The following is a 17,498-nucleotide window of genomic DNA, read 5'->3' on the forward strand; positions in this document are numbered from 1 at the left end:
GCCCTTCAATGTAGCATCGGCAGCGGCGGCAACAAGCGCGATGCGAGATCGGGAGGACGCGATGGCCGGTGAAAAGGTAGTTCTCCACGGCGCGCGCGAAACGCTTCTCGTCACGCTCTGTGCCAAGGCCGGCGAGAGCCAGCTGCCCGATACCCTGCTGAAGGACCGCTTTGCCGCGCAGGCCCTGGCGGGGATCGACTACGATTTCGACCGGCTGAGGGTCGACCGCGACATCATGATCGGCGTCGCCTTGCGGGCTCACCTCATCGATGGCTGGACACGCGATTTTCTGGGGCGACACCCGGATGCGACGGTGCTTCATCTCGGCTGCGGGCTGGACAGCCGCGTCTTCAGGATCGCGCCGCCCGAAACCGTCCGCTGGTTCGACGTCGACTACCCGGACGTGATCGCCCTGCGGCAGCGCCTCTACCCGGCCCGCGACGGCTGTGTGCTGCTCGGCTCCTCGGTGACCGAGCCGGAATGGCTCGAAGCCGTGCCGCGGGACAGGCCGGCCTTCGTCATCGCCGAAGGGCTGTTGCCCTATTTGCCGTCGGAGGAGGTGCCGTTGCTGCTGGAACGCGTGACCGGGCATCTGCCCGGGGGCGAGCTGGCCTTCGATGCCTATAGCCAGCTCGGGCTCATCCTGATCGCCTGGCAGCCCTCCATCCGCGCCACCGGCGCGGCTTTGCACTGGGCGCTCGACGAGCCGGAGGAACTGCTCCGGCAGCTTCCCCGGCTCGAGCTGGTGGAGGAGCTCACAGGCTATGGTTCGCGCGGCTACGACCTCGACCAGATCGCGCGCCTGTCCCTGTTCGCGCGAATGGCCGTGCCGGTCATGGAGATGATCCCGGCCTTCTCGCGAATCGGCCGCCTGCTGCGCTTCCGGTTTTAGCCCTCAAGCCCGCACGACCACGAGGCCGGTCAGCAGGTCATGGCCGAGGCGCCGATCGGAGCGGAAGAGGCCGCAGCCGATGTCGATGAGCCACAGCGCCACCGTTCCGGCCGCGACGTAGAAGAACAGCGCATGCACCGCCGCGACGAGGCCGTCCGGCCGCCCGCCATCCGCGGTCTCGACCCGCAAGCCGGCGACGCGCATGCCCCAGGTCGACTGGCGCCGGCCGCCGACCGTCAAAGCCGCATACCCCAGCGCCGTCACGAAGGCGGCCGCCGGGATCAGGAACCAGGTCGCGCCGAAGGTGACGAGGCCGAGCACCACCAGCAGCAGGAAGACCAGCCAGCCGAGGAAGAACAGCACGACGATGTCGATGATCCAGGCGAAGAGCCGCGAGCCCAGGACGCCGCTGACGTTCTGGTAGGGACGCTGCTCCAGGGCCGTGATCGGCGGCTGGCCGTAGCGGGTATCGCTCATCGAACTCGATCCTCATGACGGCGCGCGGGAATGCGCACCCGGGCAACAATGTTTGATCAGCGCGTCGGTTCCGCAAGGCCACGCGGCAGGATGCGCCGGGGCGCGAAGCCATTTTTCGCCAGCATGTCCTCGATCGCGCGCGAATGTGCCTCGCCGCGCGTCTCGACCGTGACGTCGAGCGAGACGCCTTTCGCCGGCACGTCGAGGAAAAGCCGGCCATGGCTGACCTCGAGGATATTGGCCCCCTCATCGCCGAGAAGGCTCGCGATCTTGCCGAGCAGGCCGGGCCGGTCGCTGCTGGTCAGGCGGAAGGCGACGATACGGTCCTCCCGCTCCAGCTCGCGCACCATGATCGCGGCGAGCAGGCGGGTGTCGATGTTGCCGCCGCAGAGCACGAGCCCGACCTTGCGCCCGGCATAGCGCTCCGGCTCCTTCAGCATCGCCGCGAGCCCGGCCGCGCCGGCGCCTTCCGCCAGGCTGTGCTGCAGGCAGGCATAGGCGTTGACGGCGCGCTCGATCAGGTCTTCGCCGACGAGCACGATGTCGGAAACCAGCTTCGAGACGATCGGCAGCGTCATCTGGCCGACGGTCTTGACCGCGATGCCCTCGGCCAGCGTCGCCCCGCCGATGGGGCGGTCCTGCCCGTTCACGGCGTTGAAGAAGGAGGGGTAGAGGTCGGCCTCGACGCCGATCAGCTCGATGCCGGGCTTGATCGCCTTGGCGGCGACGGCGTTGCCGGCCATCAGCCCGCCGCCGCCGAGCGGGATGATCAGCATGTCGAGATCGGGCTCGTCGGCGAGCATCTCGCGCGCGACGGTGCCCTGGCCCGCCATCACCGCGGCATCGTCATAGGGGTGGACGAAGACGAGCTGCTCGGCGCCGGCGAGCTCGCGTGCCTTCTGCGCGGATTCATAGAGCGTCTCGCCATGGAGCACGACGCGCGCGCCATGGGCGCGGGTGTTCTCGACCTTCACCAATGGCGTCGTCTCGGGCATCACGATGGTCGCCGGGATGCCGAAGCGCTTGGCGTGATAGGCCACCGCCTGGGCATGGTTGCCGGCCGACATGGCGATGACGCCGCGGGCCCGCTCGTCCTCGCTGAGCGAGAGCAGCTTGTTGACCGCGCCGCGCTCCTTGAAGGAGGCGGTCGCCTGCATGTTCTCATGCTTGACCATGACCTGCGCGCCCGTGAGCTCGGAGAGGCGCGGCGCCGGCACCAGCGGCGTGCGCAGGACATGGCCTGCGATCCGCCCCGCGGCGGCGTCGATGTCCTCGGGCGTGATCGCGAAGGTCTCGGTCATGATGAGGTCCGTGTCTCGTCCGGGGGCGAAAGGCAAATGTGTTTTCGGACGGAAGCCGATGCCGCAGGCTGTCGTCAAACCTGGCGCGGCGTCAATTCGCTGTCGCCGAAGAAGCCGCCGGGGCGCCAGATCAGCACGATGGCGAGCAGCAGATAGACCGCGAGGTCGCGCTGCTCGATCGGCAGCGTCGCCGACCAGACCGCCTCGAAGCCGGCGATGAACAATCCGCCCAGCGCCGCGCCCGGCACCGAGCCGATGCCGCCGAGAATGGCCGCGACCAGCGCCTTGAGGCCGAGCGAGAAGCCGCCGGCGAAGCCCATGCCGCCATAGATCACCGTGACGATGACGCCCGCCATGCCGCAGAGCGCGCAGGCGATGATGACGGCGATGTCGCGCACGGCGCGTGCATCGACGCCGAACAGCGCCGCCGTGCCCTCGTCATCGGCGACCGCCCGCCAGGCCCGGCCATAGGCGGTGCGGCGGATGAGCTGCACCAGCCCGAGCGTGGCGCCCAACCCGATCAGCGTCAGGAGGGTCGCGACCGGGTTGAGCGTCACGATGAAATCGCCGGCATGGACGAGCGCCACGGGAGCGTTGAACACCGGCGGCAGCCAGCGCAATTGCGGCCCCTGGGCGAGGCGCAGATATTCCGAAAGCGCGATCGAAAGGCCGATCGTCGCGATCAGCATCTGCTGGCCGCTGGCGCGTTCGAGATGGCGCAGCACGAAGCGGCCCATGGCGAAGCCGTGCAGCGCCGAGACGAGGATCGCCACGGTGAAGGCGACGGCGAGCCCCGTCAGCGGCGTCGAGACGGCGAGCGAGAGCAGCAGCGCCACCCCGACCACCGAGGCCAGCGCCCCGAGCGCGGCGAATTCGCCGAAGCACAGGATGATCCGCCCGGTCAGCCCGTAGACGAGCGCATAAGCGGCGGCGAGCAGCCCGTAGATCGCTGCCGAGGGCAGGCCGCTCAGCGCCTGCTGCAGGCCATAGGCGAGGCCGGCCGGCACGGCGGGCAGGTCCGACGCCGTGGGCGCGGCCGGATCCGGCGGCGGCTCGCTGCGATCCTCGAGATAGAACCGGCGCAGGAAATAGAAGCTGGCATCCGACATCGGCTGCCCGTCCGAGGCGATGCCGATCAGCGTCGGCCGCCCGAGCCCCTTGTCGTCCGTGCCGAACAGGCAGTCGATGCTGCGATGCCGCGCGACGCCGTCGCCGAGCTGCATCCGGTAGAGCAGGCGCAGGGCCCGCCGCACCGGGCCGACCGTCATCCGTTCGATCTCGATATGCGCTCCCGGCGGGTTGAGCGGCGGGATCGCCTGCCGGCACAGCCGCGTCTGGTCGGTGTCGAAGTCTTCGCCGCAACCGGCGAGGGCCACGAGGACGGCAACCAGAATCGGCAGGAGGAGCGGGCGCATGCGGCGGCAACGGTAGCGCTTGCCCGTGCCGTTTGAAACATGGCTTTGGAGTGGGTGGTGTGCCGCTAGCTCAGATCGGGCGGATCGAGATATCGATTCAGGGTCTGTGCTCCATCAGACAGATCCTGAGCCTTGTCGTCGCGCCCGAGGCTGCGATACGTCTTCGCTGCGTCGTTTCGGCTGTGGATTTCGGCTTCGACCAATCGGCGCAGCTCGTCCTTGCCCAGCACCTTGCGTGGGACTTCGACCGCGCTGTCGCCGAATGCGTGAAACACATAGCTGTCGTGTCGATCGCCGACTGGAACGGCCTGGGCATTGTCGATCGCGGCGATCAATTCGCGTAGCACCGTTACCTCGGCGGATTTGCGCTCTCGCATCGCCGTTCGCAGGTCGGCCTTCAGTCGCGCCAGGAAGCTCTGGCTCTCATCCGTCATCATGCTGAAATCGTCGTCGCTTTCGAGCGGAGCGGAAAACCATTCGGCACCCACCGAACGAGCCGAAATCGTCTGGGACCGGAAAGTTCAGCCCGCCTTCAGCATCTTCGCCACGCGCGGCGCGAAATAGGTCAGCACGCCGTCGGCGCCGGCTCGCTTGAAGGCGAGCAGGCTCTCCAGCATCGCCTTGTCGCCGTCGAGCCAGCCATTCTGCACGGCGGCCATCAGCATCGCGTACTCGCCGGAGACCTGATAGGCGAAGGTCGGCACGCGGAACTGGTCCTTCACCCGCGCCACCACGTCGAGATAGGGCAGGCCGGGCTTGATCATCACCATGTCGGCACCTTCCTCGAGATCGAGCGCGACCTCGGCGATGGCCTCGTCGGTGTTGGCCGGGTCCATCTGGTAGGTGCGCTTGTCGCCGATCAGCGTCGCATTGGTGCCGATGGCGTCCCGGAACGGGCCGTAGAAGGCGGACGCATATTTGGCCGCATAGGCCATGATCTGCACGTCCTCCTGGCCGGCGGCGTCGAGCGCGGCGCGGATCGCGCCGACGCGCCCGTCCATCATGTCGGAAGGGGCGATCACGTCGGCACCGGCATCGGCCAGCGCCAGCGCCTGCCGGACGAGGATCGCGACGCTGGCGTCGTTCAGGATGCGCTCGCCATCCATCACGCCGTCATGGCCGTGCGAGGTGTAGGGGTCGAGCGCGGCGTCGCAGATGATGCCGATCTGCGGCACCTCCCGCTTGATCGCCCGCACGGCGCGGCACATCAGGTTTTCGCTGCTCAGCGCCTCCGAGCCCGTCGAGTCGCGCAGCGCCTTTTCGACATAGGGGAAGGGGGCGATGGCGGGGATGCCGAGTGCCGCCGCCTCGGCCGCCTGCCGGACGGCCTCGTCGATGTTCAGCCGGTCGACGCCGGGCATCCATTCCACCGGCGTGCGGGCCTGCTGCCCGTCCATCAGGAAGATCGGCCAGATCAGATCGTCGGTCGTCAGCCGCGTCTCGCGCACCAGCCGTCGCGACCACTCGGCCTTGCGGTTGCGGCGCATGCGGCGCGTCAGTCCGAGCGAGGGGGCGGCCTGGGCCTCGCTCTGGCGCGACTCAGGATGGGGGAACGGCCTGACGACCCGGGATTCCATGGCGATGCCTCAAATGACGACGTCGCGGCACGCCCGAGGCTTGAGCGGGGGCGGCAGCGGCATGCCGGCTTCATATCACATCGGAACAATTCCAAACCAGAGGCGCATGGTCGCAAGCCGAGCGAGCATGCCGGTCTGGCCTGCGATGCCGGGCATTCGGTCTTTCAGTATTTCGAAAGTGGGCGGCCATACCTTGCTTGACCATTAGCTTGGGGAGGGGCCGACGCTTGACCACTCAGCGCATGACGCGAGCATTCCCCGTGGACAGCGCTCTGTTGAACGCTGTCGTGGAGCATGTGGACCAGGGAATTCTGATGGTGGACGCCAACGGCTATGTGGCGGTCTGCAATCAGCGCGCGATCGATCTGCTCGGCCTGCCTGCCGACTTGATGCGGTCCCATCCGTCGTTCGAGGCGGTGAAACGATGGCAGATGGAGCAAGGCGAATTTGGTACGGTCACCGAAGCGCTCCTTCGCGCCATCAAATACGAAGGAATAAACGTCGAAATTCTGGACTATGAGAGGCAGAGACCGGACGGGACGGTGCTGGAGGTTCGAACCAACCGCCTTCCCAATGGCGGAATGGTGCGCACCTTTACCGACATCACCATCCGCAATGCAGCCGAGAACGCGATCAGGGTGAGCGAGGAGCGCCTGCGGCTGGCGTTGCAAGCCAGCAGGATGGCGGCCTGGGAACTCGATCTCGAGACGCTGTGGGTCGATCGCTCCGAGAATTCCATGGTGCTGCTGGGGATTTCTTCGGGACCGGCGGCCGATTTCATCGATCGGGTGCATCCCGACGACCGGCAGAGGGTGACGACCTTCTGGCACGCCGTGATGTCGGAGGGCAGTGGCGCGACCGAAGTGCGCTACCTGTCCCCAGACGGCACGCACACATGGCTGTCACTCAGGGCTGAGCGAAAGGGCGAAAACCGGCTCATCGGACTGACCTTCGACATCGCCGATCGGAAAGCGGCCGAGGAAGCCATCTGGCGAACCGCCAACCACGACCCCCTGACGGGCCTGGCGAACCGGGCGCTGTTCCATGTCCGCCTGAACGAGGCCCTGAAGAATGCGGGGGACTCCGGGGCCGGCGTGGGCCTGCTGCTGCTCGATCTCGACGACTTCAAGGATGTCAACGATACCCTGGGTCACGCGGTCGGAGACCTCCTCCTTCAGGAAGCGGCCCTTCGGCTCAGGAGCTTCGTCGCCGAAGGCGATACCGTGGCACGCCTCGGGGGCGACGAGTTCGCCATTATCCTCGCCGAGATTTCAGCGGGGAGCGACGCCATCGCCCGGGCTGCGGAAATTGTCGAGGCTCTGCGCGCGCCCTTCCAGCACGAGGGGCGGGCGCTCTCCACCACGGTCAGCATTGGGCTGGCGACCTTCCCGGAACATCACCGCGACCCGGTCGAGCTGATGAAGGACGCCGACATCGCGCTTTATCGCGCCAAGGAGCAGGGGCGCAGCCAAGCGGTGGTGTATACCAGCGCCGCCCGCGAGACGATGGAACACCGCGTGACCATCGCGCATGACGTTAGGGAAGGGCTCGCGGCGCAGCAATTCGTCCCGTACTACCAGCCGAAAGTGTCGCTGGTGACAGGCCGGATCGTCGGCTTCGAGGCCCTCGCGCGGTGGAACCACCCGACCAAAGGGCTTCTCACTCCCGGTTACTTTGGCTCCATGTTCTCTGAGCAGGCCATTTCGATTGCGCTGGGCGAGCAGATGATCCGCCAGGTTGCCGCCGATGTTCGGTTATGGCTGGACCAGGGTCTCGAATGCGGCCGGGTGGCCGTCAATCTGTCCTCGGCCGACATCTCCGACCCGAAACTCGCCGACAGGATTCTCCGCATCCTGGAAGAGGCGCGTGTCTCCTCCGAGCATTTCGAAGTCGAAGTGACCGAAACGGCGTTCCTTGGGCGCAGGACAGCGACGGCGTCCGCCATCTTGAGCGAACTGCATGAGGCTGGCGTCTCCATCGCTCTGGACGATTTCGGGACGGGGTTTGCCTCGCTCCTGCACCTCAAGCAGTTCCCCGTGGATCACATCAAGATCGACCAGAGTTTCGTGCAGAACCTGATCAGCGACGACAGTGACGCCGCGATTGTCGCCGCCATCGTGAGCCTCGGCCACGCCATGGGAATGCATACGACGGCAGAAGGGGTCGAAAGCGCCGAGCAGGCCGCGCGCCTGCGAGAAACAGGGTGCGATTCCGCTCAAGGCTATTTGTATGCAAGGCCTCTGCAAGGGGAGAAGGTGCCGAAGACCATTCGGAATTGGTCGCCGGCAGGCCGCTCGCCCTCGACGCGCTCCTGACGCACCAATGATCCGAGCCACCGGCCAGCACGCAACCTTCACCGGCTCCAGCAGCACCGTTTGAGCCGGGGCAGGTCTTGGGGCTAGGTGCCGGCTTCCAGGGAGGTCCTCCAGCGTTCGTTTCCACCCCAAACCGACATTTGCACCGTTACACCACCCCCCGCGTTGACAACCTCGCCCCCGCCTTCCAGAACCGCAGCCCATCGTAACCGGGGCGGATCATGGCGCAGGACCAGGACATCATCTGCGAGATCCGCGGCGCGGCCGGCGTCGTCATCCTCAACCGGCCGAAGGCGCTGAACGCGCTCAGCCTCGGCATGGTCCGCGAGCTCGCCCGCGCCCTCGACGCCTGGGAGAACGATCCGCAGGTGACGCGCGTCGTCGTCATCAGCACGAGCGAGAAGGCTTTTTCGGCCGGCGGCGACATCCGCTGGCTGCATAATTGCGGCAAGGCCGGCCGCCAGGACGAGATGCTCGCCTTCTGGGGCGAGGAGTACATCCTCAACCATCGCATCAAGACCTATCCCAAGCCCTATGTCGCGCTCATCGACGGCATCGTCATGGGCGGAGGCGTCGGCATATCGCTGCATGGCAGCCATCGCATCGCCGGCGACCGCTATCTCTTCGCCATGCCCGAGGTCGGCATCGGCTTCTTCCCCGATGTCGGCGCGACCTATGCCTTGCCGCGCCTGCCCGGCGCCTTCGGCAACTTCCTCGCCTTGACGGGCGAGCGCATCGGTGCGGCCGACGCGCTTTCGGTCGGCCTTGCCACCCATAGCGTCGCCAGCGACCGCATGGCCGAGCTCGCCGACGCGCTGACCAGCCGCGCCGCCCTCGACGACATCCTCGCCGGCTTCACCATCGCCCGGCCGCCCGGCCCGTTGCAGGCGGAGGCCGCGACGATCGCGGACGCCTTCGCTGCGGCCTCGCCGCTGGAGGTCGTCGCGCGGCTGAAAGCTCTCGCGACCGGCGGCAGCGCCTTTGCCGGCAAGCTCGCGCAGACCATCGCCGCCAAATCGCCGACCAGCGTCGCCATCGCCCATGAGCAGATGCGCCGCGGCAAGGATCTCGATTTCGCCGAGGCGATGCGCACCGAATTCCGCATCGTCTCGCGCATCGCCCATGGCCATGATTTCTATGAAGGCGTGCGCGCGGTGGTGATCGACAAGGACCAGGCGCCGCACTGGCGGCCGGATACGCTGGAAGCCGTCGAGCCTGCCGCGATCGCGGCCTATTTCGCTCCACTCGGCGCCGCCGAGCTGAAGCTGGAGGTCTGAGCTTGGGTCTGGGTGGCGACGTCGAGGCCCTGCGCGGCGAACAGGCGGGCGAGGGCGGCACCAAGGATGCGGCCCGCTGGCGGCTCGTGCTGGTCTGGTTCCTGCGGCTGCTCTCGGTGCTCTGGCTCGCCAAGGGGCTGATGGCCTGGATGGTGATCTTCGGCGTTTCGGGCGACGGCCAGCTGCCCTTCGAGAATCGTTTGCTCAGTTTCCAGGCGATCATCGTCTATTTCGCGGTGATCGACCTCGTCGCGGCGGTGGGGCTGTGGCTGACCTCGACCTGGGGTGGGGTGCTCTGGCTGCTCGCGACGCTGAGCCAGCTCCTGCTGAGCTTCTTCTTTCCGCGCTTCGTGCCGATGACGACCTGGATGGTGGGCATCTATATGGCGCTGATCGCGGTCTACTTCCTCGTCACCTGGGCGGCCGAGAACGAGGCGGAGTAGGGCGCTCCGGCCTCCTTGTCGAGCGAGCCCTCATCCTGAGGAGCCGCGCAAGCGGTGTCTCGAAGGATGAGGGCTCGGATTTCGGCGCAGATATCGACCCTCCGGCCGACTTCAAGCGATGGGCGCTGGCGCCCTGCAACCGCGCAATTGCCGCGAGTCATGGTAAGAATCGCTTTAGCTTAAGCGTTTCTGGCTTCACTTACGATTCACCCAAAGGGGTAAATCTCCGATTCATCCTGATATTTAAACTCGTTTTCATCCGGGCAGGCTTATGGTGTTTTTCAGAAGCGGACCGGAAGAGAAATTCCGGCTGGCACACAACAGGCGGGTAATACCATGAAAGCGAGCGTGAAGACTTCTGTAGTTGCCAAGGATAGCGCGGCCGATCTCAACGTGAAGCCGCTTTATCTTGAGTCGCTCACCCTGGTGGAGCGGCTGCATCGCCGGCTTCTCGACGTCATCAAGGATGAGTTCGAGCGCCGCGGTCGCGACGACGTCAACAGCGTGCAGGCCCTGCTGCTCTACAATATCGGCGACGCCGAACTCTCCGCCAGCGAGCTGCGCACCCGCGGCTACTATCTCGGCTCGAACGTCTCCTACAACGTCAAGAAGCTGGTCGAGCTCGGCTATCTCCACCACGCCCGGTCGCGCATCGACCGCCGCTCGGTCCGCATCAGCCTGACCGAGAAGGGCGCCGAAGTGCACGACATCGTGAAGGGCGTCTACGACAAGCATGTTCGCACCGTCGAGCAGATCGGCGGCATCGCGGCTGATGACTTCGAGCGCATGAACAACGCGCTGCTGCGGCTGGAGCGCTTCTGGACCGATCAGATCCGCTACAAGCTCTGAAGGCCGTCTTTCCAGGGGTTTCGGGAGATTGCCCACCGGGCGGCTGGCTACCCCAGCCGCCCGGGGTCGTTTCAGCGGCGGTGAGATGCCGGCCGGCAGTCAAGTGTGACTTTACTGCCATGCATGCGGCAAAACATGGCCATGCCCTAAATTCGCCGCTCTCATCACGCCTCTTTAACTGTGATACGACACCGTCGCCGTCATGGGAGCCGATCAGCCGCGCTGCCGCTCCCGCCGGCGGCGTTTTCGTGCCGGCCGCCCGCGTTCGGATGAAGTTGAAGAGGGAAGAGATGTCGCAACTGAGCCTGACACGCCGCGAGACTGTGCTGGCGCTGCTTTCCGGCGCTGCCTCGACCGCAGCGGCTCCTGCTTTCGCCCAGCAGGCCGAATGGCTTCAGAATTACGATGCCGGCCCGCGCAACGCCGTGTTGCGCTCCTCGACGCCGATGCTGTCGCCCGAGTCGCTGCAGGCGACGGAGCAGGCGATCGCCGCCTATCGCGACCTTGCCGCCCGCGGCGGCTGGCAGCCGGTGCAGTTGCCCGATCGCATGGGCCTCGGCGCCAGGGGGGGCGCCGTTGCGGCGCTGCGCCAGCGCCTCTCGATCACCGGCGACCTCCAGCAGAATGCCGGTGAGAGCAACGTCTACGACTCCTATGTCGAAGCGGCGGTGCGCCAGTTCCAGGCCCGGGTCGGCCTTTCCACGACCGGCGCGATCAACCGCGCGACGGTCGTTGCGCTGAACGTTCCGATCGACCGCCGCATCCGCCAGCTCGAGACCAACGTCGTGCGCCTGCGCACCTGGTCCGGCAATCTCGGCGGGCGCTATGTCGTCGCCAACATCCCGGCTGCGATGGTCGAGACGGTCGAGAACGGCCATGTCGCGACGCGCCATGCTGCCGGCGTCGGCAAGATCGACCGCCAGTCGCCGCTGCTCCAGACCAAGATTCCGGAAGTCAATTTCAACCCGACCTGGACGGTTCCCGCCTCGATCATCAAGAAGGACCTCATCCCGAAGATGAGGAAGGAGCCGAACTACCTCGCCGAGAACAAGATCCGCATCATCTCGTCCAGCGGTGGCGAGATCGCGCCTTCGCAGGTCAACTGGAATTCGGACGAGGCGACGCGCTACACCTTCCGGCAGGATCCGGGCGGCGACTTCAACTCGCTCGGCTTCGTGCGCATCAACATTCCCAGCCCCTACGGCGTCTACATGCACGACACGCCGGCCAAGGGCATCTTCGGCGACGATTACCGCTTCGTCTCCTCGGGCTGCATGCGCGTCCAGAACGTGCGCGACTACGTCGCCTGGCTGCTCAAGAACACCCCCGGCTGGGACCGCGCCAAGATCGACGAGACGATCAATTCCGGCCAGCGCGTCAACGCCCGCATCGCCGATCCGGTCTCCTGCTATTGGGTCTATGTCACGGCCTGGGCGACGCCGGATGGCGGTGTGCAGTTCCGCGACGACATCTACAACAAGGACGGCCTCGGCCCGGCGCCGGTCGCCGCGCTTCAGGGCGAGAACGACATCTGATCCCGGGCGCTCCGCCGGATCGCTACGAAGCCCGCCGATGTTCATCGGCGGGCTTTTTGCTTGGTTCGCCTGCTTCGATCGTCCGGGCCGCGCGTCGCGGAGACGCGGGAGCACCGGCGGCCACGCCGGACCGAAACACGAGGCGCGCCTATTGCGGGGCAGACTCCGGGCGCACCAGGAGCTTGTCGATGCGGCGGCCGTCGAGGTCGACGATTTCGAAGCGCCAGCCGTCGAAAACGAAGCTTTCCCCGACATCGGGCAGATGCCCGAGCTGGAACAGCGCGAAGCCTGCGACGGTGTGAAAATCGCCGTCGGCGGATTGCGGCCTGATGCCGAGATGGCTCAGGGCCTCGTGCGCCGGCATCATGCCGTCGATCAGCAGCGAGCCGTCCTCCCGCACGGTGACGTCAGGATCCTCGCCTTCCGTGGCGGGCAGGGCGCCGGCGATGGCCTCGAGCAGGTCGGTTTGCGTGACGATGCCCTGGAGGCTGCCATATTCGTCGACGATCGTCGCCAGGCGCAGCGGCGAGCGCTTGAAGAGCTCGAGAATCTTCACCGCTGATGTCGCCTCATGGACGATCACCGGTTCGCGGATCACCGCGATGGGGTCGAGCGGCTGCCCGTCCAGGAACTGGTCGAGAAGATCCTTCTTCAGCACCATGCCGAGCGGCTCGTCGATACTGCCGCGCCCGACGAGCAACTGCTCGTGCCGGCAGGCGCGGATGATGCGGATCATGTCCTCGCGCGTTTCCTCGGCGTCGATCCACTCGATCTCGTGGCGAGGCGTCATGATGTTGGCGACCCGCAGGTCACCGATGTTCAGCGCCCGGACCAGCACCTCCTGCTGCGCCCTTTCGAAGATGCCGGCTTCCTGGCTGGCCTGAACCAGCAGCTTCAGCTCATCGGGCGAGTGCAATGCTCCTTCCGCCGCGCCGGGCCGCAGGCCGCAGGCGCGCAGGACGAGGTTGCCGAGCCCGTTGAGCGTCACGATGGCCGGCCGCAGCAGGAACAGGAACAGCCCGAGCGGGCGCACGATCCACAGCGCCGTGCCCTCGCTGCGCTGCAGTGCGAGGCTTTTCGGCGCGAGCTCGCCCAGCACGATGTGAAGGGTCGTGATGATGATGAAGGCGATCGCCACGGCGATGGCGTGCGAGCCGAAGGAGATCAGCCCCTCCGGCAGCCACCCCAGCAGCGGAACGATGAGATGCGCCAGCGCGGGTTCGCCGATCCAGCCCAGGGCGAGCGAGGATATGGTGATGCCGAGCTGCGTGGCGGCCAGGTTGGAGTCGAGATTGTCGAGCGCGCGCTGAAGGACGGTCGCATTCATGCGGCCTGCCGCGACCAGCTCCGTCACCCGGCTCTTGCGAACCGCGACGAGCGAGAACTCCGCCGCGACGAAAAAGCCGTTCGCGGCAACGAGAATGAGGACCGACAGGATTCCGAGAACGTCGACCCAACTGCTACTGCCATCGCCCGCAGGCATGATCTCCTCTGGAAGGTTGCGGCGTGTCGCCACGCCGGAGAACAAAAAAGGCGGCATCGCGCTGGATGCCGCCGCATCCGCGCCTGACGCGGATATTTCGCAACTAACATGGCGGGGCCGCGGCTGGCTAGAGCCCGTGCCCGCGGGCGGCGGCGGCGCCTCGGCGAGCGGCGCAATGCCTCGGGGTAGGGGAAACGCTTGGACAGCCCCCCGCCGCATGATAGGGAGCCGGCGATGGAGCCGGTTCGTGGCCGGCCGCCGAACTTCAGGAGCCGGATATGAGCGAAGCCGCGCGCGACAAGCACCTCTCGAACTCCTTCTTCGGCGCCTCGCTGCATGATGCCGATCCCGAGATCGCCCGCGCGATCGATCTGGAGCTCGGTCGCCAGCGCGACGAGATCGAGCTGATCGCCTCCGAGAACATCGTCTCCCGCGCCGTGCTCGAGGCGCAGGGCTCGGTGATGACCAACAAATATGCCGAGGGCTATCCCGGCCGGCGCTACTATGGCGGCTGCCAGTTCGTCGACATCGCCGAGAAGCTCGCCATCGAGCGCGCCTGCCGGCTGTTCGGCTGCAGCTTCGCCAATGTCCAGCCGAACTCGGGCTCGCAGGCCAACCAGGGCGTCTTCATGGCCCTGATGCAGCCCGGCGACACCTTCATGGGCCTCGATCTCGCCGCCGGCGGGCACCTGACCCATGGCGCGCCGGTCAACCAGTCCGGCAAATGGTTCAACGTCGTCTCCTACGGCGTCTGCGTGGTCGACCAGCTGATCGACTATGACGCGCTGGAGCGCCTCGCCGTCGAGCACAAGCCGAAGGTCATCGTCGCCGGCGGCTCGGCCTATGCCCGCCACTGGGACTTCGCCCGCTTCCGCGAGATCGCCGACAAGGTCGGTGCCTATTTCATGGTCGACATCGCCCATTTCGCCGGTCTCGTCGCCGGTGGCGCGCATCCTTCGCCGTTCCCGCACGCCCATGTCGTCACCACCACGACGCACAAGACGCTGCGCGGCCCGCGCGGCGGCATGATCCTGACCAATGACGAGGCGCTGGCGAAGAAGATCAACTCGGCGATCTTCCCGGGCATCCAGGGCGGCCCGCTGATGCATGTCATCGCGGCCAAGGCGGTGTCCTTCCTCGAGGCGCTGCAGCCCGAGTTCAAGACCTATGCCCATGCCGTCGTCGCCAACGCCAAGGCGCTGGCCGAGACGCTGAAGGCGAAGGGCTTCGACCTCGTCACCGGCGGCACCGACAACCACCTGATGCTGGTCGATCTGCGCTCGAAGAAGCTGACCGGCAAGGCGGCGGAAGCGGCGCTCGGCCGCGCCCACATCACCTGCAACAAGAACGGCATCCCCTTCGACCCGGAGAAGCCGATGACGACCTCTGGCATCCGTCTGGGCACGCCGGCGGCGACCTCGCGCGGCTTCGGCATCGCCGAGTTCAAGCAGGTCGGTGAATTGATCGCCGAGGTGCTGGACGGTCTCGCCGCCAATGGCGAGGACGGCAACGCCGCCGTCGAGCAGGCCGTGACCGCCAAGGTCAAGGCGCTCACCGCGCGCTTCCCGATCTATTGAGGATGGTCTCGAAGGGGCTCTGAGAAAGGCTGGCGAACCGGAATGCGCTGTCCCTATTGCGGCTCCCTCGACACGCAGGTGAAGGACTCCCGTCCCACCGACGATCATGCCTCGATCCGCCGCCGCCGGGTCTGTCCCGATTGCGGCGGCCGCTTCACCACCTTCGAGCGCGTGCAGTTGCGCGAGCTCACCGTGGTCAAGCGCTCGGGCCGGCGCGCGCCTTTCGATCGCGACAAGCTGGAGACCTCGATCGCGCATGCGCTGCGCAAGCGCCCGGTCGCGCCCGAGCGTATCGAGCGCATGGTCAACGGCATCGTGCGCCAGCTCGAAAGCTCGGGCGAGGCGGAGATCCCCAGCTCGACCATCGGCGAACTGGTCATGGAGGGGCTGAAAGGCCTCGACGACGTCGCCTATGTCCGCTTCGCCTCGGTCTACAAGAACTTCCGCGAGGCCAAGGACTTCGAGGAGCTGCTCGGCCAGCTCGGCACCATCGAGGAGGAGGCCGCTTCCGCCCCGCCGCCCCGCGCTGATGACTGACCGAGACGCGGTCGACCGCGTCTTCATGGCGCAGGCGCTGGCTTATGGCGCGCGCAATCTCGGTGCGACCTGGCCGAACCCTTCGGTCGGCGCCATCGTCACGCGCGATACGCCGGACGGGCCCATAGTGGTGGCGCGCGGGCTGACGCAAGCCGGCGGGCGCCCGCATGGCGAGGCCCTGGCCTTCGCGCGGGCGGGCGCCGCATCGATGGGCGGCACGCTCTATGTCACGCTCGAACCCTGCTCGCATCGTTCGCTGCGCGGCGGCATTCCTTGCGTCGAGCACACGATTCTCTCCGGCGTGAGGCGTGTCGTCTCGGCCATGACGGACCCGAATCCCTTCATCGCCGGTCTCGGCCATGCATTGCTGCGCACGGCTGGCATCGAGGTCGTAACCGGGGTGTTGCGGGAGGAGGCAGAGCGCGCCCATCGCGGCCATGTCCTACGGGTGACGCAAGGCAGGCCGATGGTGACCTTCAAGATCGCCCGCACGGCCGATGGCTATGCCGGCGGGGCAGGGGGCAAGCCGATCGCCGTCTCCAGTCCGGCGGCCGGGGCCTGGGTGCATCTGCAGCGGGCGCATCACGACGCGATCATGCTCGGTATCGGCTCGGTGCTCTCGGACGATCCGCAACTGACGGTGCGCCTGCCTGGCATGGCGGAGCGCTCGCCCGTGCGGGTCATCCTCGACACCCATTTGCGGCTGCCGCTGACGGCGAGGCTCGTTCGCACCGCCCGCGAGGTTCCGGTCTGGGTGATCGCGGCCGAGACTGCGCCGGTCGAGCCGGAAACCGCGCTGGTCGCGGCCGGCGTCGAGGTCATGCGCGTTTCGGCTGCGCCGGACGGTCATCTCGACCTTGGTGAGGCGCTGAAGCTGCTCGGCACGCGCGGCATCACCCGCGTGTTCTCGGAAGGGGGCCCGCGCATCGGCGAGAAGCTGGCGCTGGCGGGGCTCGCCGACGAGGTCATCGTCTCGACCTCCCCGAAAATGCTGGGTCAGCCCGGCATTGTTGCCGTGCGTCCGGGCCTTGCCGGGCTGCTGGCAGACCCCGATCTTTACCGCCTCGCCGAAACCGAATGGATCGGCGGCGATCGTTTCGAGCAATTCGTGAGGAGAGGCTGATGTTCACCGGCATCGTCACCGCCATCGGCGAGGTCGTCGAATCCGAGCGCAAGGGGCCGAACCTCAAGCGCCTCGCCATCGCCTGCCCCTATGAGGCGGACGGTATCGCTATCGGCGCCTCGATCGCCTGCGCCGGTGTCTGCCTCACTGTCACGGCGCTCCGGCCGCGCACGGATGGCGAGCCCGGCTGCATCTTCCAGGTCGAGGCGGCGGCCGAGACGCTGGCCAAGACGCTGGTCGGCGAATGGGAACCCGGCACGCTGGTCAATCTCGAGCGCTCGCTCAAGGTCGGCGACGAGCTCGGCGGCCATCTCGTCGTCGGCCATGTCGACGGTGTCGGCCGCATCCTGAAGATCGACGCGATCGAAGCCGATCCCGACGAGCCCTGGGGCGCGACCGCCCGCTTCCACATCCGGGCGCCGCAGGGCCTGGCGCGCTTCATCGCGACCAAGGGCTCGATCTGCCTCGACGGCACCTCGCTCACCATCAACACGGTCGAGGACGACGTCTTCACCGTATTGCTGATCCCGCATTCCTTCGCCGTCACCACCTGGGGGCAACGCAAGGAGGGTGATGCCGTCCATGTCGAGGTCGATCTGATGGCGCGCTATGCCGCGCGGCTTGCGGAGGCGCGCCCGCAGGGGTAAGAGCCTGCGCTCAATTCGAGAATTCGAGCCCTCATCCTGAGGAGCCGCGA

16 protein-coding genes are annotated in these 17,498 nt (G+C 66.9%); 10 read left to right on the forward strand and 6 right to left on the reverse strand.

From position 1 onward, the window contains the following. The first annotated feature begins 61 nt into the window (after positions 1-61). Positions 62-892 (forward strand): class I SAM-dependent methyltransferase, encoded by an 831-nt coding sequence (locus AB6806_RS03575; protein WP_142020700.1) that lies wholly within the window; start codon positions 62-64, stop codon positions 890-892. 3 nt (positions 893-895) lie between these two features. Here AB6806_RS03575 and AB6806_RS03580 read toward each other — a convergent pair whose 3' ends face one another. The 5 genes from AB6806_RS03580 to hemB form a co-directional block, all read right to left on the reverse strand. Continuing rightward, a complete protein-coding gene (locus AB6806_RS03580) occupies positions 896-1,369 on the reverse strand; it encodes an RDD family protein (RefSeq protein WP_051988508.1) in 474 nt (157 codons plus the stop codon). A 56-nt stretch (positions 1,370-1,425) separates the two neighbouring features. Then, positions 1,426-2,670, reverse strand: coding sequence for a threonine ammonia-lyase (locus AB6806_RS03585; RefSeq protein WP_370954123.1), 1,245 nt, complete (start codon positions 2,668-2,670; stop codon positions 1,426-1,428). 74 nt (positions 2,671-2,744) lie between these two features. Then, positions 2,745-4,085, reverse strand: a complete 1,341-nt coding sequence (locus AB6806_RS03590; RefSeq protein ID WP_142020702.1) for a branched-chain amino acid ABC transporter permease — start codon at positions 4,083-4,085, stop codon at positions 2,745-2,747. A 65-nt stretch (positions 4,086-4,150) separates the two neighbouring features. Further along, the gene (locus AB6806_RS03595) at positions 4,151-4,573 is read right to left on the reverse strand and encodes a GatB/YqeY domain-containing protein (RefSeq protein WP_142020703.1); all 423 of its coding nucleotides are present in this window, start codon (positions 4,571-4,573) and stop codon (positions 4,151-4,153) included. 33 nt (positions 4,574-4,606) lie between these two features. Continuing rightward, on the reverse strand, positions 4,607-5,662 hold the full coding sequence (hemB, locus tag AB6806_RS03600) for a porphobilinogen synthase (protein ID WP_142020704.1): 1,056 nt from the start codon (positions 5,660-5,662) through the stop codon (positions 4,607-4,609). 275 nt (positions 5,663-5,937) lie between these two features. On the opposite strand from hemB, the gene AB6806_RS03605 reads away from it, so the two are divergent. From AB6806_RS03605 to AB6806_RS03625, 5 genes are all read left to right on the forward strand, one after another. Next, on the forward strand, positions 5,938-7,977 hold the full coding sequence (locus AB6806_RS03605) for a putative bifunctional diguanylate cyclase/phosphodiesterase (RefSeq protein ID WP_185747822.1): 2,040 nt from the start codon (positions 5,938-5,940) through the stop codon (positions 7,975-7,977). A 221-nt stretch (positions 7,978-8,198) separates the two neighbouring features. Then, a complete protein-coding gene (locus AB6806_RS03610; RefSeq protein ID WP_370954124.1) occupies positions 8,199-9,254 on the forward strand; it encodes an enoyl-CoA hydratase/isomerase family protein in 1,056 nt (351 codons plus the stop codon). A gap of 2 nt (positions 9,255-9,256) precedes the next feature. After that, positions 9,257-9,697: a DUF6163 family protein gene (locus tag AB6806_RS03615; RefSeq protein WP_051988506.1), complete on the forward strand. Its 441-nt coding sequence runs from the start codon at positions 9,257-9,259 to the stop codon at positions 9,695-9,697. A gap of 336 nt (positions 9,698-10,033) precedes the next feature. Next, positions 10,034-10,546: a transcriptional regulator LdtR gene (gene ldtR / locus AB6806_RS03620; RefSeq protein ID WP_038368311.1), complete on the forward strand. Its 513-nt coding sequence runs from the start codon at positions 10,034-10,036 to the stop codon at positions 10,544-10,546. A gap of 290 nt (positions 10,547-10,836) precedes the next feature. Beyond that, complete coding sequence (locus AB6806_RS03625) at positions 10,837-12,081, forward strand: L,D-transpeptidase family protein (protein ID WP_142020706.1); 1,245 nt, start codon at positions 10,837-10,839, stop codon at positions 12,079-12,081. A gap of 148 nt (positions 12,082-12,229) precedes the next feature. Here AB6806_RS03625 and AB6806_RS03630 read toward each other — a convergent pair whose 3' ends face one another. Then, positions 12,230-13,564 carry a hemolysin family protein gene (locus tag AB6806_RS03630; protein WP_038368843.1) on the reverse strand — a complete coding sequence of 445 codons (1,335 nt, stop codon included), beginning with the start codon at positions 13,562-13,564 and terminating at the stop codon, positions 12,230-12,232. A gap of 278 nt (positions 13,565-13,842) precedes the next feature. On the opposite strand from AB6806_RS03630, the gene glyA reads away from it, so the two are divergent. Genes glyA through AB6806_RS03650 form a run of 4 tightly spaced genes read left to right on the forward strand, consistent with a single transcriptional unit; the run spans position 13,843 to position 17,448 of the window. Next, a complete protein-coding gene (glyA, locus tag AB6806_RS03635) occupies positions 13,843-15,141 on the forward strand; it encodes a serine hydroxymethyltransferase (RefSeq protein WP_038368309.1) in 1,299 nt (432 codons plus the stop codon). Between the two features lie 42 nt (positions 15,142-15,183). Further along, a complete protein-coding gene (nrdR, locus tag AB6806_RS03640; RefSeq protein ID WP_038368308.1) occupies positions 15,184-15,678 on the forward strand; it encodes a transcriptional regulator NrdR in 495 nt (164 codons plus the stop codon). Then, positions 15,671-16,801, forward strand: a complete 1,131-nt coding sequence (gene ribD, locus AB6806_RS03645) for a bifunctional diaminohydroxyphosphoribosylaminopyrimidine deaminase/5-amino-6-(5-phosphoribosylamino)uracil reductase RibD (RefSeq protein ID WP_133565640.1) — start codon at positions 15,671-15,673, stop codon at positions 16,799-16,801. The genes nrdR and ribD overlap by 8 nt, the downstream gene beginning before the upstream one ends. After that, positions 16,801-17,448, forward strand: coding sequence for a riboflavin synthase (locus AB6806_RS03650; RefSeq protein WP_112761866.1), 648 nt, complete (start codon positions 16,801-16,803; stop codon positions 17,446-17,448). Before ribD ends, AB6806_RS03650 begins: the two co-directional genes overlap by 1 nt. Positions 17,449-17,498: the final 50 nt, after the last annotated feature.

This window comes from Allobosea sp. RCC_152_1, from assembly GCF_041360765.1.
Taxonomy (GTDB): Bacteria; Pseudomonadota; Alphaproteobacteria; order Rhizobiales; family Beijerinckiaceae; genus Allobosea; species Allobosea spartocytisi.

Bases quoted from the DNA above. Each gene is read 5' to 3' on its own strand.
- AB6806_RS03575 (WP_142020700.1), top strand. From the start codon at position 62: ATGGCCGGTGAAAAGGTAGTTCTCCACGGCGCGCGCGAAACGCTTCTC.
- AB6806_RS03580 (WP_051988508.1), bottom strand. From the start codon at position 1,369: ATGAGCGATACCCGCTACGGCCAGCCGCCGATCACGGCCCTGGAGCAG.
- AB6806_RS03585 (WP_370954123.1), bottom strand. From the start codon at position 2,670: ATGACCGAGACCTTCGCGATCACGCCCGAGGACATCGACGCCGCCGCG.
- AB6806_RS03590 (WP_142020702.1), bottom strand. From the start codon at position 4,085: ATGCGCCCGCTCCTCCTGCCGATTCTGGTTGCCGTCCTCGTGGCCCTC.
- hemB (WP_142020704.1), bottom strand. From the start codon at position 5,662: ATGGAATCCCGGGTCGTCAGGCCGTTCCCCCATCCTGAGTCGCGCCAG.
- AB6806_RS03610 (WP_370954124.1), top strand. From the start codon at position 8,199: ATGGCGCAGGACCAGGACATCATCTGCGAGATCCGCGGCGCGGCCGGC.
- ldtR (WP_038368311.1), top strand. From the start codon at position 10,034: ATGAAAGCGAGCGTGAAGACTTCTGTAGTTGCCAAGGATAGCGCGGCC.
- AB6806_RS03625 (WP_142020706.1), top strand. From the start codon at position 10,837: ATGTCGCAACTGAGCCTGACACGCCGCGAGACTGTGCTGGCGCTGCTT.
- AB6806_RS03630 (WP_038368843.1), bottom strand. From the start codon at position 13,564: ATGCCTGCGGGCGATGGCAGTAGCAGTTGGGTCGACGTTCTCGGAATC.
- glyA (WP_038368309.1), top strand. From the start codon at position 13,843: ATGAGCGAAGCCGCGCGCGACAAGCACCTCTCGAACTCCTTCTTCGGC.
- nrdR (WP_038368308.1), top strand. From the start codon at position 15,184: ATGCGCTGTCCCTATTGCGGCTCCCTCGACACGCAGGTGAAGGACTCC.
- ribD (WP_133565640.1), top strand. From the start codon at position 15,671: ATGACTGACCGAGACGCGGTCGACCGCGTCTTCATGGCGCAGGCGCTG.
- AB6806_RS03650 (WP_112761866.1), top strand. From the start codon at position 16,801: ATGTTCACCGGCATCGTCACCGCCATCGGCGAGGTCGTCGAATCCGAG.